Annotated in this window: 32 protein-coding genes and 2 riboswitches; of the genes, 10 read left to right on the forward strand and 22 right to left on the reverse strand. The window is 39.7% G+C overall.

Features of this window, described 5'->3' with window-relative positions; translation table 11 throughout:
- Positions 1–379 precede the first annotated feature (379 nt).
- From ACFX4E_RS14410 to ACFX4E_RS14425, 4 genes are all read right to left on the reverse strand, one after another.
- Positions 380–964: a hypothetical protein gene (locus tag ACFX4E_RS14410; RefSeq protein ID WP_323618056.1), complete on the reverse strand. Its 585-nt coding sequence runs from the start codon at positions 962–964 to the stop codon at positions 380–382.
- Positions 965–1,123: 159 nt separating this feature from the next.
- Entirely contained in the window at positions 1,124–2,203 is a 1,080-nt protein-coding gene (locus ACFX4E_RS14415) for a DNA alkylation repair protein (protein WP_377238559.1), read from the reverse strand.
- A gap of 2 nt (positions 2,204–2,205) precedes the next feature.
- The gene (locus ACFX4E_RS14420) at positions 2,206–2,688 is read right to left on the reverse strand and encodes a GNAT family N-acetyltransferase (RefSeq protein ID WP_028409505.1); all 483 of its coding nucleotides are present in this window, start codon (positions 2,686–2,688) and stop codon (positions 2,206–2,208) included.
- A 79-nt stretch (positions 2,689–2,767) separates the two neighbouring features.
- The gene (locus tag ACFX4E_RS14425; RefSeq protein ID WP_028409506.1) at positions 2,768–3,253 is read right to left on the reverse strand and encodes a hypothetical protein; all 486 of its coding nucleotides are present in this window, start codon (positions 3,251–3,253) and stop codon (positions 2,768–2,770) included.
- 160 nt (positions 3,254–3,413) lie between these two features.
- On the opposite strand from ACFX4E_RS14425, the gene ACFX4E_RS14430 reads away from it, so the two are divergent.
- Both ACFX4E_RS14430 and ACFX4E_RS14435 read left to right on the forward strand, forming a co-directional pair.
- On the forward strand, positions 3,414–4,520 hold the full coding sequence (locus ACFX4E_RS14430) for a GerAB/ArcD/ProY family transporter (protein WP_377238560.1): 1,107 nt from the start codon (positions 3,414–3,416) through the stop codon (positions 4,518–4,520).
- A 97-nt stretch (positions 4,521–4,617) separates the two neighbouring features.
- Complete coding sequence (locus tag ACFX4E_RS14435) at positions 4,618–5,088, forward strand: hypothetical protein (protein WP_098334243.1); 471 nt, start codon at positions 4,618–4,620, stop codon at positions 5,086–5,088.
- 44 nt (positions 5,089–5,132) lie between these two features.
- Here the strand turns inward: ACFX4E_RS14435 and ACFX4E_RS14440 are convergent, their stop codons facing one another.
- The 3 genes from ACFX4E_RS14440 to ACFX4E_RS14450 all read right to left on the reverse strand — a co-directional run bounded on the left by ACFX4E_RS14440 (position 5,133) and on the right by ACFX4E_RS14450 (position 7,717).
- Positions 5,133–5,828: a FadR/GntR family transcriptional regulator gene (locus ACFX4E_RS14440; RefSeq protein WP_013058211.1), complete on the reverse strand. Its 696-nt coding sequence runs from the start codon at positions 5,826–5,828 to the stop codon at positions 5,133–5,135.
- A 225-nt stretch (positions 5,829–6,053) separates the two neighbouring features.
- Positions 6,054–6,683 (reverse strand): CPBP family intramembrane glutamic endopeptidase, encoded by a 630-nt coding sequence (locus ACFX4E_RS14445; RefSeq protein WP_377238561.1) that lies wholly within the window; start codon positions 6,681–6,683, stop codon positions 6,054–6,056.
- A 104-nt stretch (positions 6,684–6,787) separates the two neighbouring features.
- Positions 6,788–7,717, reverse strand: coding sequence for a hypothetical protein (locus ACFX4E_RS14450; RefSeq protein ID WP_377238562.1), 930 nt, complete (start codon positions 7,715–7,717; stop codon positions 6,788–6,790).
- 114 nt (positions 7,718–7,831) lie between these two features.
- Between ACFX4E_RS14450 and ACFX4E_RS14455 the strand changes: the two genes are divergently transcribed.
- The 3 genes from ACFX4E_RS14455 (at position 7,832) to ACFX4E_RS14465 (ending at position 9,377) form a co-directional block, all read left to right on the forward strand.
- Entirely contained in the window at positions 7,832–8,332 is a 501-nt protein-coding gene (locus ACFX4E_RS14455) for a GNAT family N-acetyltransferase (protein ID WP_098432444.1), read from the forward strand.
- 73 nt (positions 8,333–8,405) lie between these two features.
- Positions 8,406–9,095 (forward strand): YoaK family protein, encoded by a 690-nt coding sequence (locus ACFX4E_RS14460; RefSeq protein ID WP_050690386.1) that lies wholly within the window; start codon positions 8,406–8,408, stop codon positions 9,093–9,095.
- A 132-nt stretch (positions 9,096–9,227) separates the two neighbouring features.
- Positions 9,228–9,377 carry a hypothetical protein gene (locus ACFX4E_RS14465; RefSeq protein WP_377238563.1) on the forward strand — a complete coding sequence of 50 codons (150 nt, stop codon included), beginning with the start codon at positions 9,228–9,230 and terminating at the stop codon, positions 9,375–9,377.
- A gap of 60 nt (positions 9,378–9,437) precedes the next feature.
- Here ACFX4E_RS14465 and ACFX4E_RS14470 read toward each other — a convergent pair whose 3' ends face one another.
- Both ACFX4E_RS14470 and ACFX4E_RS14475 read right to left on the reverse strand, forming a co-directional pair.
- Positions 9,438–9,647, reverse strand: a complete 210-nt coding sequence (locus ACFX4E_RS14470) for a hypothetical protein (protein WP_377238564.1) — start codon at positions 9,645–9,647, stop codon at positions 9,438–9,440.
- A 52-nt stretch (positions 9,648–9,699) separates the two neighbouring features.
- Positions 9,700–10,458 carry a DeoR/GlpR family DNA-binding transcription regulator gene (locus ACFX4E_RS14475; RefSeq protein WP_013084219.1) on the reverse strand — a complete coding sequence of 253 codons (759 nt, stop codon included), beginning with the start codon at positions 10,456–10,458 and terminating at the stop codon, positions 9,700–9,702.
- Between the two features lie 165 nt (positions 10,459–10,623).
- Here ACFX4E_RS14475 and ACFX4E_RS14480 point away from each other — a divergent pair, with 165 nt between their 5' ends.
- Positions 10,624–11,499, forward strand: a complete 876-nt coding sequence (locus ACFX4E_RS14480; protein WP_098432447.1) for a Cof-type HAD-IIB family hydrolase — start codon at positions 10,624–10,626, stop codon at positions 11,497–11,499.
- 30 nt (positions 11,500–11,529) lie between these two features.
- On the opposite strand, the gene ACFX4E_RS14485 is transcribed toward ACFX4E_RS14480, so the two are convergent.
- Together ACFX4E_RS14485 and ACFX4E_RS14490 are read right to left on the reverse strand one after the other, a co-directional pair.
- Positions 11,530–11,760 (reverse strand): YczI family protein, encoded by a 231-nt coding sequence (locus ACFX4E_RS14485; RefSeq protein WP_028409514.1) that lies wholly within the window; start codon positions 11,758–11,760, stop codon positions 11,530–11,532.
- Between the two features lie 11 nt (positions 11,761–11,771).
- Entirely contained in the window at positions 11,772–12,737 is a 966-nt protein-coding gene (locus ACFX4E_RS14490; protein WP_098247890.1) for a 2-hydroxyacid dehydrogenase, read from the reverse strand.
- 126 nt (positions 12,738–12,863) lie between these two features.
- Here ACFX4E_RS14490 and ACFX4E_RS14495 point away from each other — a divergent pair, with 126 nt between their 5' ends.
- Together ACFX4E_RS14495 and ACFX4E_RS14500 are read left to right on the forward strand one after the other, a co-directional pair.
- The gene (locus ACFX4E_RS14495) at positions 12,864–13,352 is read left to right on the forward strand and encodes a DUF2500 domain-containing protein (RefSeq protein ID WP_377238565.1); all 489 of its coding nucleotides are present in this window, start codon (positions 12,864–12,866) and stop codon (positions 13,350–13,352) included.
- 417 nt (positions 13,353–13,769) lie between these two features.
- Positions 13,770–14,210: a DUF5391 family protein gene (locus ACFX4E_RS14500; protein WP_098791775.1), complete on the forward strand. Its 441-nt coding sequence runs from the start codon at positions 13,770–13,772 to the stop codon at positions 14,208–14,210.
- Between the two features lie 37 nt (positions 14,211–14,247).
- Here ACFX4E_RS14500 and ACFX4E_RS14505 read toward each other — a convergent pair whose 3' ends face one another.
- Positions 14,248–14,421 carry a hypothetical protein gene (locus ACFX4E_RS14505; protein WP_169305193.1) on the reverse strand — a complete coding sequence of 58 codons (174 nt, stop codon included), beginning with the start codon at positions 14,419–14,421 and terminating at the stop codon, positions 14,248–14,250.
- 128 nt (positions 14,422–14,549) lie between these two features.
- A complete protein-coding gene (locus ACFX4E_RS14510; RefSeq protein ID WP_377238566.1) occupies positions 14,550–15,161 on the reverse strand; it encodes a transglutaminase-like domain-containing protein in 612 nt (203 codons plus the stop codon).
- 138 nt (positions 15,162–15,299) lie between these two features.
- On the opposite strand from ACFX4E_RS14510, the gene ACFX4E_RS14515 reads away from it, so the two are divergent.
- Together ACFX4E_RS14515 and ACFX4E_RS14520 are read left to right on the forward strand one after the other, a co-directional pair.
- Positions 15,300–15,932, forward strand: coding sequence for a LysE family translocator (locus ACFX4E_RS14515; protein WP_377238618.1), 633 nt, complete (start codon positions 15,300–15,302; stop codon positions 15,930–15,932).
- Positions 15,933–16,098: 166 nt separating this feature from the next.
- A complete protein-coding gene (locus ACFX4E_RS14520) occupies positions 16,099–16,239 on the forward strand; it encodes a hypothetical protein (RefSeq protein WP_162871496.1) in 141 nt (46 codons plus the stop codon).
- Between the two features lie 86 nt (positions 16,240–16,325).
- On the opposite strand, the gene ACFX4E_RS14525 is transcribed toward ACFX4E_RS14520, so the two are convergent.
- The 9 genes from ACFX4E_RS14525 to ACFX4E_RS14565 form a co-directional block, all read right to left on the reverse strand.
- Complete coding sequence (locus tag ACFX4E_RS14525; protein ID WP_377238567.1) at positions 16,326–16,739, reverse strand: DUF5301 domain-containing protein; 414 nt, start codon at positions 16,737–16,739, stop codon at positions 16,326–16,328.
- A gap of 31 nt (positions 16,740–16,770) precedes the next feature.
- Positions 16,771–16,935 (reverse strand): hypothetical protein, encoded by a 165-nt coding sequence (locus ACFX4E_RS14530; protein WP_013058228.1) that lies wholly within the window; start codon positions 16,933–16,935, stop codon positions 16,771–16,773.
- A gap of 157 nt (positions 16,936–17,092) precedes the next feature.
- The gene (locus tag ACFX4E_RS14535) at positions 17,093–17,293 is read right to left on the reverse strand and encodes a helix-turn-helix transcriptional regulator (RefSeq protein ID WP_098247882.1); all 201 of its coding nucleotides are present in this window, start codon (positions 17,291–17,293) and stop codon (positions 17,093–17,095) included.
- Positions 17,294–17,480: 187 nt separating this feature from the next.
- Positions 17,481–17,615, reverse strand: a complete 135-nt coding sequence (locus ACFX4E_RS14540) for a hypothetical protein (protein ID WP_255256547.1) — start codon at positions 17,613–17,615, stop codon at positions 17,481–17,483.
- A 175-nt stretch (positions 17,616–17,790) separates the two neighbouring features.
- Entirely contained in the window at positions 17,791–18,291 is a 501-nt protein-coding gene (locus ACFX4E_RS14545; RefSeq protein ID WP_377238568.1) for a GNAT family N-acetyltransferase, read from the reverse strand.
- A 144-nt stretch (positions 18,292–18,435) separates the two neighbouring features.
- A complete protein-coding gene (locus ACFX4E_RS14550; RefSeq protein ID WP_013058231.1) occupies positions 18,436–19,053 on the reverse strand; it encodes an acetate uptake transporter in 618 nt (205 codons plus the stop codon).
- Positions 19,054–19,195: 142 nt separating this feature from the next.
- The gene (gene metE, locus ACFX4E_RS14555; RefSeq protein WP_377579757.1) at positions 19,196–21,490 is read right to left on the reverse strand and encodes a 5-methyltetrahydropteroyltriglutamate--homocysteine S-methyltransferase; all 2,295 of its coding nucleotides are present in this window, start codon (positions 21,488–21,490) and stop codon (positions 19,196–19,198) included.
- A gap of 149 nt (positions 21,491–21,639) precedes the next feature.
- A riboswitch (cobalamin riboswitch) is annotated at positions 21,640–21,828 on the reverse strand.
- A 79-nt stretch (positions 21,829–21,907) separates the two neighbouring features.
- A riboswitch (SAM riboswitch) is annotated at positions 21,908–22,018 on the reverse strand.
- 79 nt (positions 22,019–22,097) lie between these two features.
- Entirely contained in the window at positions 22,098–22,349 is a 252-nt protein-coding gene (locus tag ACFX4E_RS14560) for a hypothetical protein (protein ID WP_028409523.1), read from the reverse strand.
- A 529-nt stretch (positions 22,350–22,878) separates the two neighbouring features.
- The gene (locus ACFX4E_RS14565) at positions 22,879–23,754 is read right to left on the reverse strand and encodes a metallophosphoesterase family protein (RefSeq protein ID WP_337134309.1); all 876 of its coding nucleotides are present in this window, start codon (positions 23,752–23,754) and stop codon (positions 22,879–22,881) included.

Genomic DNA, 23,754 nt, shown 5'->3' on the forward strand with positions numbered 1-23,754 from the left:
TGGTTAGACATTTTAAATATTTTAAATATTTGAAATGTTACATAATTAATTATACCGTTTAAGGAAATAACTTCAAGATAAGGGAGCTGAACCTTTTTGACTATTTTAATGTAGGAGACGAGTGCGATTTTATAACAAAGAGATTAGGACATAGCAAAACCAACTCAATATGAAGACGACCAATCAAGGTAAATGATCTAAACCGCTTTTCCCGCAGGATCCTTCCCCTTTGATCAATGGTTCATTTTTCATTTCAGCTAACATACGTTTGTTCCAGCCTCTTTTTTATGTATGAACTGCTATAAAAATCAGGATTCCCTTGAGCTTGTATTGCGCTAGTCTAGCTGTTTCATAGTCCATGCAGCTATCTCTCCTATGTTCATTTCTTTACGGATTCTAGCGTTTCTAAATCATATCGGCCAATTTCTTTGTTATTTCTCGTAATGACGAGTGTTCCATGCCTCGCCACCTTTTGGAGTTTTTTTAATTCCTGATCGGACGGAGCCATAGGCATTTCTTTGTTTTTAACAGTCGCGCCCAGATCGTAGTGCACATCGACTTTTCCTTTTTTCATATAGTTAAACTCTTCAATTCCCATACCTGTACCGAACTGCTCATGCCCTTCATCAAATACATTAACACCTACTGTATTGATAGATGCTTTCTTTAAATCTTCATTCGGTATAATTTTAGCTTCTATTTCGTCTTTATCATTTTGATAGAATTTACGCTTGCCTTGCTGCTTCATTTTAAACTCGTAATACAGCGCTTTTGGTTTTACGTCCACCATTTTTCCTTTGCTATCTTGTATACCAACTTTTCCAATTAAATCAGCAGCATCCGTTATCTTGACTTTCACTTTTTGAATGCTATAGCCGCTCTCTTCTTTACTAGCAGAGTTTGAGCACGCTACCAATGACATTGCCAAAAAAGCACTCAATGTGCCCACCATAAATTTCTTCACTTCACCACTCCTCAAGGATTAATATACCATAAAAGGAATTTAAATGGATGTTTATCAGTCGATTTTGTAAATAAGTACAGAGGCAGCAACCAACCTATTGACTTAAGTTTCCTCACCAGCTCTATAAAAACATAAAAAGCTCTCTCCTTGAGGAAAGAGCTACTCTATCACAAAGTCCGCTTCTGCTTTTACCACTCCGTTTACAATAACAGAAAGCGTATGCGTACCGCTGTAATGTTTTCTTGTACTTAAATCTTTAAACGCATGCTTTTTTGTGACTGTCAGCGTTTGGCCTGCTTTTGCTTGAACATTTTTTAGCATAAACACTTTTTGACTGCGGTTTCCTTTTGCTTTTACGTAATGAATTCCATACTCTATGCGAAGGGGCATGTTTTTTTTCACGGATAGTTCAAATGAAAAGTCAATGCTATCACCGATTGTAATAGTATGCGGCTGTAAGCTAAGCTCTGTGACACTCACTCCTGGGTCATCTCCATAGCCAAAAAGAGACAGAGCTTCAGGGTCTCCTTTTTTCAGCAGTGAACGGCACGCATGTTTAACAATCCAGTCGGTTTTAACGTCTTCACCGTGCCATTTTTTCATCACATCAAGCATCCAGTCTTTTTCTATGTAAGAAATATCATTTAAATGATTGGCTACGCTTTTGCGGACATAAAGCGATTCATCTCGTTTTAACTGCTCTAAAATCGGCAGCGTTTGTTTTGGATCTTGCTTTAACTCAGGTACTGATTGTCCCCACGGAAGTCTAGGCCGGCTCCCTTCGCTTGCTAATCTGCGAATATGATGGTTTTCATCTCCCGCCCACTCAATCATTTGCTGGAGCATTCGATCTTTATCTTGAATTAAAAATGGACGCACTCCAAATTCTGATGTGGAAAACGGCGTAAAAAACGCGAGTGCTTTTATTGAAGCTTCCCAATCGTTCAATCCGTACAGTTCAACGTAATCTGGAAAAATCGTGCCTTGAAGTCCTCCTACCGTTGGAGCCACTTTATAGAGGATATAAAGCGCTTCTTTATAATCCCCCGGCAGCACTTCATGCATGGAAAGCGTAATTCTTCTCATGCGCTCTTTCAGTCCTAAGTCTTCCCAGTCTTGTTGAAAAACCAGCTCATGAAATGCTTGTTTATCAAATGAACTCATTTCACGTGAAAAAGCGTCGCTTAAGTGCGTAATCAACTCTTCATTAAATACGCTTTTACGTAATTCTTCAGCCATACTTATCCCTCTTTTCCAGGCAGTATTTTATTTTCTTTTGAATAAAGTGCCCGCTCGTACATCCCTTTTTTAAAAATTTGCATGAACAGCTGCTTATTTTTAACTTCTTTAAATCCGTACTGACTGTACAAACCGTGAGCATCTTTTGTTGCCAATAAAATTTTTCGCACGTGTTGAATCGGCTGATAGCGAATCATTTCTTGTACCAGCGCTTTTCCAAGCCCGTTGCCTCGTGCGTGCGGAAGAATAAATACATCCGCCAAATAAGCAAACGTCGCAAAATCAGAAATAATCCGTCCAAATCCTACTTGTTTATCACACTCATCATACACGCCAAAACAAACGGAGTGTTCAATGGACGTTTGAACAAGGTGAAGCGGAATTCCTTTTGCCCAGTATGATTCATGATGAAGGTACGAGTAGATGACATCTATATCAAGCTTTTCTTTATTCGTATGTATGGTAAACTGATGATTTTCTTTCATGCTGCATCCTCCTTGCTCCTCTATCATAGCACAAATGTTCGCAACAGAAAAAAGCCTTTTCGGTAAAAGGCTTTTTTGCTTAGTATGATATTTTTTTAGAAACAGAAGCATTTTTTCTATAGCGTCTTGCGACTATGTAAATAAGCGGACTGCCAATAATCGTCGGCAAAAACCAATAAGAAAGTGCCGGAAGCTTGTTTAACAGCGGAACACTGTCTCCAATATTCACAAGCAGTGCGGTAACAGCTCCGATATAAGACCCCAGCATACCGCGAATATGATGCTGAAGCCAGCTCTTCCATTTTTGCTTGCGTGCTGCATAGCCATAAATCGCTAATCCATATGAAAACACCGCAATATAAAATAAATAAGCAATTTCACTCCATTTCCAAATCGCTAAGATGATAGCTGTGGCAGCTAGTGCTGCATAAGCACCGTGATACACTTCTCCCCATTTGGTATGCCCGCCTTTTTTTTTAGCCGCTAGCATAGACACCATTCCTGAAAGCAAACAAATCATGCCGAGTCCAATATGGATACTTAGTATAACTTCAAATAAATCCAACGCGCTCTCTCCTTTTACGTACTTTTCTCTTATATCTTCGGCTAGCGCACTTATTTTTTAACAAAATATCCCTATTTCTTTTCCAACTCTTTACTTACATGATGCATATGCTGCACGTTAAAAAGCGCATACTAGCTGTAGAAAAGGAGGCGGATAAGCAGTGGAAAATGCTCGAATTAGCGGATGGCAGCTGTTTGTGTTAATTACGCTCTTTGAGATTGGCAGCGCCTTTTTAGTCGGCTTAGCGATGGACGCTAAGCAAGATGCTTGGATTGCTATTTTAGTTGGTATGATCAGCAGCTATGCACTTATTTTTATGTATTATCGCTTGCACCGCTATTATCCGCATTTAGCGCTGACGGAGTATATTGAAAAAATTATTGGAAAAGTGCCAGGACGCATACTTGCTTTTCTTTATGTCTTATATTTTGCTAACGGAGCCGCGCGGGTGCTGCGTGATTTCGGAGCAATGCTTCTCACCTTCGTCTATCCTGATACGCCGCTTTTTATGGTGAACGCTTTGCTTATGCTTGGGATTATTTATACCGTTCGTCAAGGAATTGAAGTGATGGCACGTTCAGCAGAACTGCTCTTTATTTTCATCTATGTTCTCGCCGTTGCCGGCTTTATTCTTATCTTTGTTTCCGGCCTTATTGATTTTACAAACCTGCGGCCGATTCTTGAAAAAGGCATCGCTCCGGTTCTGCGCGTTGCGTACAGCCAAACGCTCTATTTTCCTTTTGGTGAAGTGATTGTATTTGCAATGATCTTTCCATACACAAAAAATGTGAAAAAGACCGCTCTGATTGTCTTCAGCGCAGTTACGTTAAACGGTATTAACCTTATGATTACAATGATCGTGAATATAGGTGTGCTGGGCGTTACCTTAACATCGAGGTCTGCTTTTCCGCTTTTAAGCACGGTTCAAAGCATTCAATTCGCAGGTTTTTTAGAACGGCTTGATGTGTTTTTTATGGTGGCTTTAATCACGGGCGGCTTCTTTAAAATCGGTCTGTTTTTCTATGCCACTGTGCTGGGCCTTTCCCACGTGTTCAAGCTTAAAAACCCGTCACCGCTTGTATTTCCAATCGGCTTAGTCGTTTTGTTTTATTCATTGTCTCTTGCTCAAAACTATTTCGAACACGTATATGAAGGGTTAAAAATCATTCCGTTCACTTTACATCTTCCGTTTCAAATTGTTATTCCTGCTCTTTTACTCGTGATCGCATTTTTAAGAAATCGAAAAAAATACAGTCCGTCACTGTGAAAAATACTGCAGAAAGTTCGTAGTATGTCCATTTCTCTATTGGATTTAATCTCCTAAAATTATACAATATAGGTAAGAAGCAAAAAGGAGAACCAATATGATTGGATTAATTCTTTCTATTTTAATATTTAACATTCTTGCTTTTAAAACAAACAAGCGCTTCACAGCAAATCAAATTGTTCACATTTGGATGTTCACCATTGCTGCTCAGCATATCTTTGACGTCTTCATTAATTTCAAATTTCACGGCTACTGGTATTTTACACAAGAGACAGACTGGCAAGGTATTTTTGCCTATACTGTTCTCATTCCGCCTGTGAACATGCTTTTTCTTACCTACTATCCTTTTGCCGGAAAGCTCACAAAAAAAGCCGCCTATATTTTACTTTGGTCGGTTGCTGTTTTACTTTATGAAGTAGTGGCCCTTCTCCCTGCTCCCTGGGGTTATTTTCACTACGGATGGTGGACATGGTGGTATTCGCTTCTGCTAAATCCGCTGCTGTTTTGGATGGTGGTGCAGTATTACCGGTGGGTGTGTAAGTTGGAGAGCAGTTCTAAACCCATATAAGTAAGCAATAAAAAACGATAGCCACAAGGGCTATCGTTTTTTTATTATTGAGATACCATTACTTTTTGGCGAACGTGCTCTAAGTGATCACGAACCGCTTCTGCTGCTTCTTCTGGCTCACCATTTTTAATCGCTTCAAAAATACGCTCATGGTCGGCATCCGTCTGCTTGCGATTTTCTTTTTGGCTTTTATTTAACGAATAAGCAAGCGCTTTTCGATACAAATGACCTAAATCTTCTACAGCATGAAGAAGGAATGAATTATGAGCTGCTTTCACGATATCATGGTGAAAGCGATAGTCCGCTTCATGTCCAATTTCTTCACTGTTGTGAACCGTCTTTTTAAATGCTTCTAACGATTCTTTAATTTCAATCAGTTCTTCATCCGTACGGCGCAGCGCGGCTAAGCTTGCTGCCTGCGACTCGATGATAATACGCATTTCAATTAGTTCAAGAACCTGATCTGCTTCAACCATTTCAAACGTCATTGGATCAAGCATACCCACTAAGTTTACACGTTTTACGTAGCTTCCTCCGCCTTGTCGTGATTCAATTAATCCGCTGGCAGAAAGAACGCTTAGCGCTTCACGAATTGGTGCGCGGCTCACTCCAAACATTTTGGATAACTCATGTTCCGACGGCAAACGAGACTCTGGCGGGAACGTTTTCTCTTTAATCATCTTTTTTAATTGATCAAGCACTTGACTAGATACTTTTTTACGCTCAATAGGTACAAACATACTTCTATTCCTCCTCCAAGTAATTATCTCTCTCTTTTTTTTTAGTTTTCATCGGACCCAGATTAACTATGTGTATTCCGATTTATGTAAACGCTTCAATCTTTGTATTACAAGTATACATTATTTCAATTCAAATGTGTTGATAAAATTTTACTATTATTGTTATTATACCATGAAAACAAGTTATAAATGAATAACGATTCATGGTTTTTTGACATAATACCACTATCTTACATATAATCCGTATACAATCATAATCGCCGCGTCCGCTAACGCATGACTAATAATTGCCGCTTCGGCACCATATCGCTCCTTTATACACGCCCACGTTATACCTGCTAAAAAAACGCCTGCAGCCGAGATCCAATTAAAAGGAAACGCAAAAACGGGCAGAATAATAAACAGATGATAAAGCGTATAAAAGCTTGATGTAACAATGGTTGAAGCGGGTAAGGACAGATGCTTCTTCACTTTATTCTGTATATATACTCGCCAATACATTTCTTCTAAATAAGGGTTAATAAAAATCAAAATGACGGCTAAAATGCTAACTTTCCACCCGCTAAATCCCCATATTTGCAAAACCGCTTGCATATCTTCTACATGAAAGATTTTACCAGAAAAAAACAGGCTGCTTCCAATTATCACAGCGGCACATAGAACTCCACTCAGAGTTCCCACATACAGAGATTTTTTTGTAAGCGCTACCTTAAAGTTAATTTTATTATTCGCATATAAAATCATAAACATCCAGCCGTAAAAGCAAACAAATGTTACCAACACATTTTGGATAAGCCACAAACCGAAAAAAACAAAGATTGTAGGCATAAACAGCAAAAACAAAAATTTTATCACGTTTATGGCGCACCTTCTTTAAGAGCCGCTTTTCTTTTACCTAGTAAACCTTTCGTATTCAAAAGGTTTACTATCTTTTATCTTATAAAAGTCCGGGGGTATTTTCAATTATTTTTTAATTCCTGCTCCAGCTCACGAAGACTTTCAGCAAGCTTTTTCTTTTCTTCTTCGAAGTGGGCATCGTTTTTAAAGGCAGGAGCTGAAGGTTCTAGCTCTTCATTTTCTCTTAGCCAATCCGGCGTCAATTCCTTGCGAATGACGCGCTTTTTAGTAGCGTAGGAAAGCGGCTTTGCAGCCTGTTGACTCGCTAGCGCGCGCTGTAACGTTACATAATGCTTATGAAAAAGATGCTGTTTGATATAGGCAAATGCCCGAATGGTATCGCCGCTGTATTTAGGTGTGTAGTGATCAAATGCTTCATGCAGTCCAGAGAGCGCCTCTTTTATAGGTATTTCGCTTTTGGCGACTTCGTACATATGCTTCAAGTCACTAGCTGAAGGATACACTCCTCGGTTTCTTCTAGCAATAAAAGCGGCTTCTAACGTTTGTACGTAAGCGTCATGCGCGTCTTCTTCTCTTTTTATTTGATTTGTATTTTCTGCTGTAGTCTCTGTTAATGAAGCCGTCACAGTGAGTGAACCCGCTGCTTCAATTTGACTCTCCCCTTCTGTCAAATTGACATCTTCGAGCTCTTCAAATTCATCGCTTGGCATAAGCTCTTCTAGTTTCTGATAATCAATCCGGTACCAGACCGTGTTGTTAAATTTAGAGCGGTTGTACTTTCCTTTTACAATCAGGCCTTCTTTTTCAAGCTTTGAAATGATGCGTTGAATCGTTGAAAGCGACCAAAATGGAAACTGCTGCAGCCACTGCTGATTGGTGTTGTATACCCACGTATATCCGTCCTGTACGTTTACGCTTTTTTCAAGCCAGTAGTGAAGCTGCTGAAGAAACAGGGCTCCATTCACTCCTACTTTGACTGCCAGCGCCGGCAGTACAATTAACGGCTGATCTTTTAATAATAATTTACTCATTATATCATCTCCTTTGTTATGTAAAATAGCTACTATATATATACAAAGAAAATGAAAAAACGGGGATGCCCGTTTTGAAATTATGTTAAAATATAGAAAAAATGAGGTGAGCATATGATACGTCCAGGCAGAATTGGCGATGAAGCAGGCATCGCGAATGTACACGTAGTAAGCTGGAAATCAACTTATAAAGGACTTGTTCCGGATTCTTTTTTAGATTCTTTGAGCACTGAAAAGCGAAAGCCCGTGTGGAAAAAGCAGCTGGAGTCAAATTCTATTTTTGTTGCAGAAGAAAACGGTCAAATCGTAGGCTTTGCTTCTTATGGCAAAGAAAGAACCAGCAAGCATCCTTTCTATAAAGGAGAACTGTATGCCATGTATTTACTCGCAGAGCATCAGCGAAAAGGAATCGGAAAAGCGCTTATGCATAAAATAGCGCAAGAGTTGGCAAACCAACATATACATACGATGCTCACATGGGCTTTTGAACAAAACGGCGCCTGTCAGTTTTACGAAGGGCTTGGCGGAAAAAGAATCGATCGTGCTGAGGTTGTTATCGAGGGGACATCCCTATCTGAGGTGGCTTTTGGATGGGACACGCTTAAAAATTTGTAAGACAACTCTCTGGACAGATTTTTTTCTTCACGGTAAACTGTTTAGTTGGTATAAAAAGAAAGGATGACTTACCGTGACGAATTCTACTTATCGAAACATTATTTTGCTGGTTCTTTGTGTCACAGCGGGTATCGTCGATGTGATTGGCTACTTAAGCCTTGGCCATATCTTTACCGCAAACATGACCGGAAATATCGTGCTGCTCGGGTTAGCAATCGGAAACTCGCTTGAAACAACTGTTTTTCACTCTCTGACAGCTTTAGGAGGCTTCATTATAGGAGTTGTAGGAGCTGCAATTTTAGTTGGAAATAAAGAAAAAACGTTTTGGCCTAAAGCCGTAACGATCGCACTTGGAATAGAAGGATTACTTTTGCTTGTTTTTGCACTTTTATCTTCGTTTTCTCCTTCTTTACACTTAACTTACTTGTTTATTTTCTTATTAAGCTCAGCGATGGGACTTCAAACAACGGCTGCTCGAAAGCTTGGCGTAGCCGGCATTTCCACAACTGTATTGACAGGGACGCTTGCTAACTTTTTTGAAGACGTAACGGCACGTTTTCGCAGTTCTCGCTACCGCAAAACGTTTAACACCGATGCTATTCTTCGCGCGCTGTCTCTTGTGCTTTACTGCTTTGGCGCTGTTATCGCCGCGCTTGCAGAGCCTGCTTATAAATTTGAAATTATTTGGCTGCCCATTGTGATTTTGTTAGCCATTATCATTTTTGTCAGCACGAAGTTTCACTCTGATTCAGAAAAAAAATAATAAAACGAGGCTGGGATAAAAGTATTTTAGTCAAAGGAAAATCCGAACGAGTTTGATTCTTGATTGAAAATCAAATTTGTTCGGATTTTTATTAGTATAGTGAACGTTCATATATGTAGCGGCTTCTAGCTGTTGATTGGAGGGCAAGACGAAGACTCCTGCGGGAAAAGCGGGCTAAGTGAGATCCCGCAGGAGCAAAAGCAACGAGGAGGCTCACCAGCCCCCGCGGCAAGCAAAGTCTTGCACGGAAATCAACAGCGGTGTAAAAAGCAAACATACTAGATCATTTATCCAATTTGTTCACCTTGAGATTATATTGATTTAGTTATGTCTCCACCTTTTTCATTTTCCCGCTAGTGCCGCTAAAACGCCAAAAATGATTGCTGCTACAGGCCCTACAATGAATAGTCCAATTAAAATTGATCGCATGGCTTCCCATAATAACCGCAAAGGACCTTGCTTAGACTCTGCTTTTTCCACTCTTTCTTCTAGGTGTTCGACTCTTTGCTGAAGCTTCGCTAATTCCTGCGTAACATCTATTTGTTCGCTCATCGCTCAAGCTCCTTTTTACTCTACATTACCATATACTTCCTTACTAAAACTACTATTTATTTGTGATTACTTCAATGCCGATTTCGCGGTAAGCATTTAACACGGTTTCGTTCACATGTTCTTCTGTAATGAGCCAATCTAATGAGTTTGCTGAACTGAAGGTGTACGTTGACGATGTATTGAGTTTTTTAGCTGTTACAATAGCCGCTACTTCACTCGCACTTTTAATCATTTGGCTTTTAATGTGCATTTCTTCAAGCAAAGGAATGCTCATGCCGATTTTAGGATCGATTGCGTATACGCCTAAAAAACAAAGATCCGCTCGAATTTGTTTAAGCGTATCAACCACGCTTTGTCCTACCGTGACCATCGATTCTTTTCGAAACGTTCCTCCAAGAGAAACAACTTCTACAAAGTCATGCTCCGCTAGTGCAACAGTAATTAACGGACTGTTTGTAATGACGGTAACCTTCAAATTCTTTGGAAAAGCTTTGACGAGCTGAATATTTGTTGTACTTCCGTCCATCAAGAGCACCTGCCCGTCTTTAATTAACGGAAGCGCCGCAACGGCAAGTGAATGCTTAACATCCATCAATTCACGTTTTCGCTCTTTGTAATCAACCGCAGACGTAGAACGCGGAAGCGCTCCTCCGTGTACGCGCTGCAGCAGACCAAGCGCGTCCATTTCCCGCAGATCTCTGCGGATTGTATCTTCTGAAACATTCAGCGTTTGGCTAAGCGTGGTAGCCACAATTCGCCCTTCTTTTTCAAGCAAATTCATAATTTGTTTGCGTCTTTCTTGTTTTAACATTGCTTGTTCACCTGTTTTCTTTCTGCTTTTTACTTTATTATACTTGTTTCTTTTCTAAAAACAATGTAAAAACGCTTGATTATCAGTGTTTTTTCGTTTATTGTAGGATAAACAAGATAAAACACGTAAAAACAAGTAATAATAGTCAAAGGGAGAGATAAGTTTATGAAGATGATTTTTACAGATTTAGATGGAACTCTTTTAAATAGCAGCAGTGAAATTAGCACAATTAATGCAGAAGCAATTAAAAAAGCGCAAAAGCACGGAGTTGAAGTCGTGGTTGCTACGGGGCGCGCTTATTTCGACGTGCAGGAAATTTTAAACAAAGCTGAGCTTTCAAACCTTTGGGTGATTGCCGCAAACGGAGCGACTATTCATGACCCAAACGGACAGCTCAGACATTCTGTTCCGATTGATGCACATCACGTAAAAGAAGCGCTTCAGTGGCTGGATGCAAACGAATTTTACTATGAAGTGTTTGCTGAACATGCGATTTATACGCCAAACTCAGGCCGTGAGCTGCTGGCTATTGAAATTGACCGAGTAAAAAGCGCCAATAAAAACGTGGATGAAGAAAGACTTCATCACGCAGCGGCTAAGCAATACAGCCAAACGGGGTTTGCCTTTGTTGCATCGTATGAAGATATTTTAAATACAAACGCTGAGCTTTATAACGTACTAGCTTTTTCATTTGATGATGAAAAACGAAAAAAAGGCTGGGATCACTTTAGCAAGCAGCATGATATGACGCTTGTCTCTTCGGCTGATCATAACTTCGAACTTGAACACAAAGACGCGTCAAAAGGAAACGCATTAACATACGTGGTAAAAGAGCTTGGGGGTTCTCTTCCTGATACTATTGCTATTGGAGACAGCTTTAACGACGTATCCATGCTGCAAACGGCTGGAAAAGGAATCGCTATGGCAAATGCGCACGCGGAAATTAAAGCACTAGCTGATGACGTTACATTAACAAACGATGAAAACGGAGTAGCTTCCGTTATTGAAAAAGTGTTAGAAGCACAGCTGGAAGCACATTAAAAAAAAACGCTTGGCATTTGCCAAGCGTTTTTAAATCATCATGCCATAAATACCAACAAACCAGCTAAACAGCGCAACTAGAAACAATAGCCATGCGCTGGTTTTCTTTCTTTTTTGCCACTCGATTGCTCCTAAAACTAGCATGGTAAAACCGAGCAGTATATTTAAAAATGAAAGGAACTGGTAGCTGTGAGTGAGCATAATATAAAGAGCCAGTCCAACAGTAATAATTGAAAGAATAAGCTGTAATGCTTTTAACAAAAAATCTCTCCTTACTTGTAATTCACGTCTTCATTCACACACGTCACTAAAGGCTTTTTTTCAAGACCTAAAAGCAGGTTCTGGACGGCTAAATCTGCCATGCGATTGCGCGTTTCGTACGTAGCACTTCCGATATGCGGCGTCACCAGTACGTTTGAAAGCTGCAGCAGTTTATGATCTGCGGGAAGCGGCTCTGGGTCTGTTACGTCCAGTGCGGCATACGCAATTTCTTCATTTTTCAGCGCTTCGTACAGTGCTTCAGTATCCACTAATCCTCCGCGCGCTGCGTTCACAAAATACGCGCTGTTTTTCATGGCTTTAAATTCAGCTTCTCCGAACATGCCTTTGCTTTCATTTGAAAGCGGCACTAAGCATACGATACAGTCAGCTGTTTGAAGCAGCTCTTCAAATGAAAGGTATACGGCATCAAGTTCTTTTTCGGCTTCATGCTTGCGGCTTCGGTTGTGGTAAACGATGTTCATACCCGATGCCTTTGCTCGTCTGGCAACGGCGCTTCCGATATCGCCCATTCCAACAATACCAAGCGTTTTTCCAAATAAATCAACGCCAAATACCGTTTCCCAGTTTCCTTGTTTCACTTTTTCATAGCCTTCATGAATGCGGCGAGCTGCTGACAGCAAGAGACCAAACGTTAAGTCTGCCGTTGCTTCTACTAGCACGCCTGGCGTATTGCTAAACGGCACCCCTTTTTTGGTGCATGCTTCGACATCTACACTGTCATACCCGACGCCCGATTGAGAAATAACGCGCAGATTCGGCGCTGCTTCTAACAGCTCTTCGTCCACTGTGATGTGGCCGATATTAAAAAAGCCGTCGGCATCACGAAGCCAGTCGCGCAGCGTTTCTTGTGGAATCTTTCCTTCTCCTTCCCACATTTGAATATCGCAGTACTCCGCTAGCTTCTCATAAGCGTTTGGCCACGTTTTTCCAGACATAACAACTTTGTATTTCCCCATGTGTATCTCTCCTTTTCCTTGTTCACTCATATGTATGAATAGTAACTAGCTATCCTATCATAAGCCTACTATAAAGATGAAACTTTTTCCATTCAGTAAGCGTATTTATAGTAAGGGGGAATACGAATGTTTGAAGATGAAATGATATTTGAAGATGATCCGTCCGGAGATGACATTGTTTTTGAAGGTGATGTGCCCGATGACGTAAGCGGAGGCGCTTTTTTTCCAGACGACGCGTTATTTAACGGAATGCCTGCATTTGTGATGCTATTTTTTGTTATTGTTATTGGTATTTTTCTATTTTCTATTTTTAAAGGGATCGGCACATGGAGTAAAAATGAGCAGTCTCCCCGTCTTTCCGTAAAAGCAAAAATTACGGGCAAACGTACAAACGTTCATCGCCATGGGGGTCACGCTCACGAACATCATCACTCTCACACGTCTACAACTTACTACGTAACCTTTCAGTTTGAAAGCACCGACCGCTCTGAATTTACTGTTTCAGGCCGCGAATACGGCATGCTAGCAGAAGGCGATGAAGGAATGCTGACGTTTCAAGGAACTCGTTTTTTGGATTTTCAAAGACATCCAAGTGAAGACCATACAGATGCCTAGGTTATGACCTCTTGCTTTTAGAGGTCTTTTTTACTGAAATGAGGCATTTATACAGCAAACGACCTATTTGTGCCCTTTTTACATTCTACAAGAACGTTATTCAATACAAAAACATACCGTGTAAAACATTCATTTAAACAGGCAGGTGATTTTATGTATTCTCCTTATTCAGGCAGCGGCCTCTACTACGGACATTACGGCGAAGCCCCTCATTCGCATCCTATTCAAACAATACTGGCATGAAACCCACTATCCAGGTCCACACAAAAAATATGTACACGTGTATTATCTTAACCCGGCTTCTCTTCATTATTATCAAACCTACTAAACTATTTTTGTAAAAAATTGGTGATTTATAAACTTTTTTATTGTAAAATTAATCCATATACTTGTTTTTTGGAAAGGAGGTTAAAAACAGTGCGTAATTCTACAGCAAAAAATAGTGTGATAGTCACCACTTTGCTTTCCGCCCTATTTTTCTGCTTCATTTTGGTTCTTGGTTCGCTTTCTCCTCTAGCAGATTCAGGTCCCAACGTTAATACGTTCGGCTCAACTGGGCTGTGGTTATCTCTTGGCATGGTTCTATTTTTATACCTATTGCCCTTAGCTTTTTATATGTTGGGAATGCATTTCTTAAAATTTGTGATGGCCGCTTTTTGCAGCATTGGCCTTTTAATCGCTGCTAGTACTCTATTACTGATGCCGGCTCTGTTTTTATTCGGATTAGAAGATTTTTCAGGAAGCTTATCTTCAATTATAGGAATAATGATTTCTTGTTTAGGCTTGCTGATCACGAATATTGTGTGGTTTGTTGCTGCGTTTAAAAGACCGTCAGCCACCGTGCAGGAAAGCGTTTAAAATGATGAAGAGGTTGAGGCATCTAAGTCCATTTTGCCTAAATACGAACAAATTGGAGAGATGAGCTGAACCGCTTGTTACACCGCTTTTGATTCCGTGCAAGACTTCGCTTTCCGCGGGCGGCAGGTGAGCCTCCTCGTAGCTTCCGCTTCTGCGGGGTCTCACCTGTTCCGCTTTCCCCGCAGGAGTCTTCGTCTTGCCCTCCAATCATCAGATAGAAGCAGCCATATACATGAAACCTTCCAATAAAAAATTCCAACGAGTTGGATTCTCTACCAAGAATCTCAATTCATCGTTCTAATTTTGCTTCAACTAACATACTTTTGTCACAACCTCTTTTTATAGCTCGGTAGGCAAGTAGTGTAAATACATATCTAAGCAGTCTTCGTACTGCGACAACACGTCCATTGTTTTTTTATGAGGTTTTGTATAAATAACTGGGTAGTCAATTTCACCCCGTATAGAATTCGCTGGAAAAGCCAGTTTTTCTTTTTTTAGCGAAAAGTCGGCCTGCACTCCTTCTTTATTTCCTCTCGCATCTAATCGAATCCATCTCTCTTCACATTTAATGTAAACTGCATTTAAGGCATGAATACAGTAGCCTGTGTCTATCGTATCTCCAAGTATCAGCCTTTGATAACAAAAGCCTGCTGGAATCCCTTCTGCACGCAGCAAAGCGGCTAATAGATTACACTTGCTGTAACAAATTCCTTCCTTTTCTTTTAAAGCCTCTGAAGCGGTTTTCGTGATGATTTTGCTTTGAATATCCCAGGAATGAGATACTTCATCTCTCACAAACTCATATGCTTTTTTTATGTACGCTAGGGAAGAATGAGGCAAGCCGTTTTTGAGTTCGCGAACCTTTTGCTGAATCAAAGGATGTGTAAAGTTCACTTCTGGAAGTTCTTGCGTGTAGTCCTCTTTTTCCAACGATTCACAAATTAATTTCATTTACTTTTTCCTCCTCTTATATTCATCATATGTTTTTTTATACATAATATTGAATTTTATTACATATTTTTATATAATGAAAGACCACTTAAACGGAAAACGATAGCAGATACAAGATTGAAAGAGGTTTTGTTTTTGGTGACGTTATTTTTAACAAATGTGCTGCTCGGTCTTTCGATTGCCCTTCCCGTTGGTACGGTGACAATTGAAATGACAAAACAAGGTTTAAAAAACGGGTTTCTTCACGGATGGGTTGTCGGACTTGGAGGGATGACGGTTGATTTATTATTAATTGTGCTTCTTTACTCTGGACTGGCTTCTGTTTTATCGGCTCCTTTTATACAGCTTATCATGTGGCTTATAGGAGCGCTTTTCTTACTTTATATTGGCTATGACAGCATTAAACATGCCGACCATGATATAACAGCTCCTGGAGAACACGTAAAAAAGTCGTTTGCCTCTTCTTATGTGAACGGGATCTTTGTTGCGATTTCTCCTAGCAATCTCATTTTTTGGCTCAGCGTGTTTGGAACGGTGCTGACCAATTCGCTTCAATCCTCTCATTCTTTTCATTTCCTGCTGATTGCTGCCGGAATATTAACAGGGATTTTAATTCATGACCTAGGCTTAATGACGATTGTCTCTGGAACTAGAAAAGTACTGAATCAGTTTTATATTAAATGGGTTTCTATTGCCGCAGGATGTATCTTAATCGGTTTTTCATGCTATTTTCTTTACCGATTTATTGGGAATCTGCGCATGTACTTTTAATGTTTCTACATATTTTATGACGTGCTATATCCCCTCTTTATCTAGTATAGAGAGGGAATTTTTATCATCTATCAGGGACTATCAGACAAAAAGTTCACAATTTCGTCACATTTCTATTGATTTTTTTCTCTTTTTATACGAAAATATAAAAAAGGGAGGAAATATCATGAAAATCAAAAAAGCACTTCGCATCTTTATTGGAGCAAACGTCCTTGTATTATTAACATTTGGCCTTCTTCCAGCACTATTAGTTAACCCTGATATTGACCTAATTCAATCATTTATTAATTATATAGGCAAGGATTAATTCCGCTTAAAATAATCTAAATTTTCAATCTATTATTTTTATAAAAAAAGACAGCGCAGGCTGTCTTTTTTAGTAGGTTTACACGTTTATTTAGTTGAAAACAGCTTTTTAACATCTATTTTTTGATCTTTAACAATCGTATATGTCGCCTGTTTTTTATCTTTAAAGCTAAACGCTTTTATGTAATCATCATCGTAAATCGTTAAACCGTACGCATCTTTTCCGTTTTCAACGATTTTTACCCAGTAAGCTCGGTCAAACTTTGGGTCGAGCTCCTTGCTTTTTTTTACTTCTATCTGTGACAAAGAGTGTACGATCTCTTTCGTATTCTTTTTATCGTCTACTACACGCTTTCCTTCGTCCGTATCTATTTCAATACGCGTAACGTTTGCTTCATCTACTTTTATGACGTCTTTTAACTGATAGGCTTTCCCGGTATATGTAAAATAAAATACGACAATAAATAAAAGTGCAGCTATAATAATCGTTCTTTTTTTCAAAAGGAACCTCCTTTTCTACATCACGCTGCATTCACGTGATACACCTTTTTATTCCTCCTGTTCCGCAGCCTTTTAGTACAATGCTGCTTCCTACAAGTAAACTATACGTTAATCCCGGAACAGGAAGTACTAACGTTACCATCAACAGTAACATGCCCGTACTTGTAAGAGCTACTCCGGCAGCTCGATTTTTCATTCCTTTCACCACCGTTGCTCTGTAAATCTCTTTTTTATAAAGTGATAGAAGTAATATTGATCTACTGTTTACTTAGGTGCTTTTAGCTTACAGCAATGTTAAAACTTCTACTAGTAAGATCACTACTTCACATTACCTTCTCTTTTTAACTAACTCATCATGATTTATGAAATAAAAACAGCTCATCTACTGTTGCTCCAAGCTCTGTAGCAAGTTGAAAAGCTAGCGTTAAGCTTGGATCATACTTATTGTTTTCAATTGCATTAATCGTTTGTCTCGATACGCCGCATACTTTTGCCAGTTCGTCTTGAGACATCCGTTTGCTTTTACGCAGTTCTTTAATTCGATTTTCCACCATTCATCACTCATCTCTAAAATGTAAAAAACTTTTTACATCCATATCTTATATTATTTTTCTTGTTACTGTCAAATATGTTTGACAAGTCAATGTCTCTTACCTACCTAAAAAAGAGATTGAAACATAACGAGATTGATCCAGTCTAAAGACGAAAAAATGAGAAAAATGATTGAGTATAAATCCCTTGTTACACCGCCGTTGATTTCCGTGCAAGGCTTCGCTTTCCGCGGGCGGCCGCTGAGCCTCCTCGTCGCTTTCGCTCCTGCGGGGTCTCACCTGTGCCGCTTTTCCCGCAGGAGTCTTCGCCTTGCCCTTCAATCAACCGCTAGAAGCAACGAAATAGATTAAACACCTGTTCACCCTCTCAATAAAAAAGCCGTACTTATTCATGTCAATACCACCTTTACTTTTACATATTTATAATAACTACACAGAAATTAATATAAAAAAGCACAAACTCCTTAAAGGAAGCTTGTGCTTTTTTATTTCGTTGTTTGTTAAAGCTTCTTACTCATATTAAACCACTGCACGCCTGCATGCTGAGATTCGGCAACGCCTTGATTGATATATCCGTTTTTTTCGTAAAACGGAATCAATTCTTCTTTACATGTTAAAGTAACCGTTAAACGCTGTTTGTTCCGCGCTTGTTTTTCAAACTCTCTTAGCAACATACTGGCAATTCCTTTGTGATGATGCTTGGGATTTACGACAATTCCTAAAATGCTTTGATAACCGCCTGTCTCAGGGTTCGAAATCGTTTTTTCAAACAAATCATCCGTAATAAACGGAGCTGAAATGACGGGACCGTTCACATATCCGATTATTTCTTCATTTTCTTGGGCGATGATAAACGTATCAGGAATGGTGTTGATCCGCGTGATAAATGCATGTTCTGAGGCAGCTTCTTCAGGTGTAAAGCCTTTGTTTTCTAACGTAATTAATTGGTTTAAATCTTTTTCATCCACTTGTCTTATAATCATTGAAACGTTTCCTCTCATTATGTATTTCTCTTTTTTCTCTAAAAGCTTCTATTACATATAACTATCTCTTTCTACTATATATAAAAATGCCCAAACAAAAAAGGATTGACCTCTGCATCATACAGAATTCAACCCTAGTTCGCTTTTTAATTAACATCTTGATTATTTGATAAATGCTCCAAACGGCTTGCCCACCGGAAGCACAACTCGACCGTAGTGAGTATTTAATACAGCCGCTGCAGATCCATAGAATGAAAACAGAGCAATCAATAGCTCTGACACTGCTGCTAGTAAGTGCGTGTATTCATATGCCACACCAAATGTACTTAGCGATAATCCAATGAATAAGAAATCAATTAACACAAAAATAATAAATAATACTTTATGAGTGCCCATTGCTCCAACTGTCATAAAAACGCTGAAAATCAAGTAGCCGACAAAAGCAAATGCGAGCTGCTTCGGATCCGCTTCTTTTGCGAGCGCTTCCCCAAATGCTCCAAGCTGAATAAGCCATGTCATAGCTACACCTAGCCAAAATAATCCGAAGGCACCAAAAGCAGTTGCGCCGAAGGTATTATTATGTTTGAAATCTTGCATAGACGCGATTAACTGTCCTATTCCGCCTAAAAAAATCGCCCATGGCAATACCAATGAAACACCATCGGTTACCCCAAGCTTTTGAAACGATGCAACAAGTGTTACCATGGCAAGTCCGAATAGACCTAGCGCTGATGGATCCGCTGTTACAATTTTAACGTGCTGCGTGCTGTTGTTACTCATGTTGTACCTCCCTGATTTTAAAAACACCTTTAAAAAGATACAAAAATGTACGGGAAGTGTCAATGGATATTTTTGGCCTTTTAAAATCCCATAAGACCAAGCAGTGTAGCGGTTACACTGCTTGTCCTTTAATTTCTTATTATTAAACGTTTTGTAATAAATTTTTTCTGGTTTGTTTTGCAGACTCAACCATCACTTTTAAAGCTTCAACCGTCTCGCTGATTCCTCTTGTTTTAAGGCCGCAGTCGGGATTAATCCAAAATAATGCAGGATCAAGCACCTTTAGAGCACGGTCAATGTTTCGCTGAAGCTCTTCAAGCTTCGGTACACGCGGGCTGTGGATATCATATACGCCAAGTCCAATTCCTTGATTATACGTATGTTTTTCAAACGCATAAATTAATTCGCCGTGGCTTTTAGATGTTTCAATAGAAATCACGTCGGCATCCAGCGCTTTAATCGCATCAATAATTTCTTCGAATTCCGAATAGCACATATGCGTGTGAATTTGCGTCTCGTTTTGCACCGATACCGTCGCTAGTTTAAATGCATACACCGCAGCATTTAAGTAACTGTTCCAGTTTTCTCGTTTTAACGGCAATCCTTCACGCAGCGCCGGTTCATCTACTTGAATCATTGAAATGCCCTGACTTTCAAGTGCTTCTACTTCTTTTCTAAGAGCAAGCGCAATTTGATTTGCCACGTCGTAGCGCGGGATATCATCACGCACAAACGACCAGTTTAAAATCGTAATCGGACCCGTCAGCATTCCTTTAACCGGCTTATTGGTTAGAGACTGTGCGTAGACCGTTTCTTTGATCGTCATCGCCTGCTCATACGATACATCTCCGTAAATAAGCGGCGGCTTCACGCAGCGAGAACCGTAAGATTGCACCCAGCCAAACTTCGTAAACTGAAAGCCTCCTAATTTCTCACCGAAGTATTCGACCATATCCGTACGCTCAAACTCTCCGTGCACAAGGACATCTAAGCCGATGTCTTCTTGAATTTCAATCCATTTTTTTATTTCCTCGTTAATGTACGCTTCATATGCTTCATCGCTTAACTCGCCTTTACGCCATTTTAGACGCTCTTTTCGCACTTCTTTTGTTTGCGGAAAGCTTCCAATCGTTGTCGTTGGAAGAAGCGGCAGTTGAAACGCTTCTTGCTGAACGCGCTGACGCACGTCAAACGGCGCTTGTCGCTCTGCTTTATAGCTGTGCAGCTGCTTCAGCTCTTTTTGCACGTCTTGATGATTTCGAAAAGATGATCCATTTAATGCTTGAATTGCCTGCTTGCTTACGCTTATTCCTTCTTCTATTGCTTCTTTTCCTTGCTGCGCCGCTTTTGTTAACAGCGTAATTTCCTTCAGCTTTTCATCTGCAAAAGAGAGCGCATTTTTCAATACTGGATCAATCGTCTCTTCATTTTTCACCGTGACAGGAACATGTAGTAGACTTGATGAAGGCTGCAGGATCAAACGATCTTTTGATACGGCTTCTTCAATTTCACTGATCGTTAAAAGCTGCTCGTCCAAATTTTCACGCCAAATGTTTCGTCCGTCAATCACTCCTGCTGCCAGCACTTTATCACTCGGAAAACCATATTTATTAAGAGCCGTGAGATTTTCGCCTCGGTCATGCACAAAGTCTAAACCGATTCCTTCAACAGGAAGAGACACAACTTCTTTGTAGTGATCAACGCTGTCAAAATACGTTTGCAAAATGATTTTTACATTCGGTGCCGCTTCCTTCAAAGTTTGATAGACTTCTGTGTAAAGTGCCAGGTCTTCTTTTGATAGCGTTGTAGATAAAATCGGCTCATCTATCTGTACCCACTCTACTCCTTCTGCCTGAAGCTCAGCTAAAATAGTCGCATACAGAGGAACAAATTGTTCAACTATTTCTTTAAACTCATTTTTTTTATATCCTTTTGACAGTTTCACAAATGTTACTGGACCTAAAATCACGGGCTTGCCTTCAATATTCAGCTTCTGTTTTGCTTCTTTGTAAAACTGAAGCGGGCGATTTTCTACAAGAGACGGCGTACATTCCTCAAGCTCTGGTACGATGTAGTGATAATTTGTGTTAAACCATTTTGTCATCGTAGAGGCTACCGCACCTTTTGTTCCTCGGGCGATGTCAAAATACGTTTCAAGCGATACCGGTCCTCCGTCATAATCAAAGCGCTTTGGCACTAGACCAAACATAGTCGCTGTATCTAGCACGTGATCGTATAAACTGAAATCGCCGACTGGAATCAATTCAATTTCTGCATCACGCTGTTTTTTCAGATGCCCTAGACGAAGAGATTCAATTTCCTGCAGAAAGATATCTTTCTCTAGTTTTCCTGCCCAAAACTGCTCAAGCGCTTTTTTCCATTCTCGTTTTTCACCAATTCTTGGATAACCTAAGTTTGAACTTTTTACACTGCTCATTTTTTCCACTCCCTGTATATTTTTTATCGGTAAACTAAAAAATCTCTCTTTTCGAAATGAAAAGAGAGATGATACGCATACTTAACTAAAGTTGAGATAGCCTGTTTTTCTCAACACGTATTCCTCACTCCTCTCTATATCCCGTAGAGCTTAAGTGCATACAACAGGCAGGTCTCCTGACTTAGGTTCATCGCTTCTTATCCCTTCCCATTTCAACATGAAACAGTGGTTAATAAGTTGCTCCCCATTACAGTGGCGGGACCGCGCCGGCTTTTCACCGGTCTTCCCTTTTAAGCTGCGTACATTCGTTACACAGCACCTGATGCATTTTTATAAAATTGTTCATTCAAAACATATTCACATAAAATAAAAAGCCTCTCTATCACGAATAGAGAGGCATAGTATCTATGAAATCCTCTCTTATCTTTCAAAGCTGTACGCTTTGCAGGATGTAGCACCTTTTCAACAAGAATGTTAAATGGTTGCCGGGCTTCACAGGGCCAGTCCCTCCGCCTCTCTCAATAAGAGTTTTAATTGTTTATAATATTTTGAATGTAGAGTCATTTTAACACCTTAGATTTATGTTGTCAAAAAAATTTTTAAAAAATCAGTTTTCAGGAGGTGCTGACGCTAATTTTTGCCTTAACAATTTGTAATCATCTTTTCGATGTGTTTCAATTAAATCTTTTGCTCCCTGGTGATATCCTGACGAATAGATATACTCTACCGCTGTTTCGATAAGCTTTCTTTTTTCTTCGGCACACTCCCGGTCCATTAAGGGGAACAGTCTACCTAAAAGGTCATTTAAATCTTCCTTGATAAAACGATCAAGTCCTTCTTGCATCTTTTCGTTTGCCATGATTGCTCCTCCATTTGCTGTGTATGTTCTAAGCCTCTATAAGCAGGCATTTCACTGTAAATGTTAAGATAAAGTTAAGTCATTAAACAGTATATCAAGTGAATGTTTTTCTTTAATTACATATGTAATACAAATATATGACAAATATAGAGAATATATCATCATTCATTATCTATTATAACGTTTGACTTAGCCTTCTGCTACAAGGTTTCGTTAAGAGTTATGCACATTTTTCCAAAAGAGGTTGAGACATAACGAAATGAATTCAATCTAAAGGCAAATGGGATACATGAGCTGAATCCCTTGTGACAACGCAGTTGATTTCCGTACGAGATTTCGATTTTTGCGGGAGTCTTCGTCTTGTCCTCCAATCACCTGCTAGAAAGACCTATACACATGAAACCTACGTTTACCCTAACCAAAAAACGAACCACTAATCACACATCTTGATCGATGATTCGTTTCACTTCGTCTAAAACCCTTTTGTTCCAGCCTCTTTTTTTGAACCTAGCTTTCTACTTTCTTGTTTTTACAAACAATTTCTTCGAGGTCGTCCAAAATCCTTCCAAAGAAGAGGTCCTAAAATGTCGTACCTGCTTACAAAAAACTCCGTAAAATTATAATTGTTTAAAATTAAAGGCGGCTCAAAATCAAGGGGGGCACCGGCGCCTCCTGACAATACAAAATCAGTGCCTCTTCCAAGCGTAAACGACCCGTTTCTGTTTTTTCTAATAAACTGCTCGTCATACGCATGCACGTGGCTGACTAACACTTTTTTCACGCGGTGTTCTTGAATTAAATCAAAAAATTCTTGACTTTGAGTAGTCGTTACAGGAAACCCTTCAAGGTTTGTCCACCGGCCAATATTTGGCTGGGCATGCATAGCTAAAACGGTATTACGAGGAGCATCCTCCAGCTGCTGCTCTAAATAATTCAGCTCTCTATCTGTAAATCCATATATTTTATTCTTGGGACTGATAATATTATTTAGTGCGATGCATCGGAAGTTGAAGACAGGAATATCGATGACCCAGTGTACTTTTCCGATAGTAGCTCTGAAGTTTTCTAGGTTGCTTTCCTCAAGGTTTAATTCATCATGATTCCCTACGCATACAAACATAGGAATGTTTGGTGCGATTTTTTCAACAACTTTAACAAAATGCTCCAAATACTCTTTTTTCCCTGTATAGACGGTGTCTCCCCCATGAATAATAAACAGCGGGTTCAATTCTACCGCCTTTTTTAACACAAGCTCAAATTCACCGCTCATCGTGTAACAATTATCGTTTGGTCCGTCACCTCTGCTGTCGCCCATAAAAACAAAGTTAAATGGATCTCTCGGGTTTAATTGTTTAATTCTTTGCTTTAATAACTTTTCAGAACGTTCATGAAGCGTCAAATTCAT

This window comes from Priestia sp. YIM B13491 (genome assembly GCF_042787605.1).
Taxonomy (GTDB): domain Bacteria; phylum Bacillota; class Bacilli; order Bacillales; family Bacillaceae_H; genus Priestia; species Priestia megaterium_E.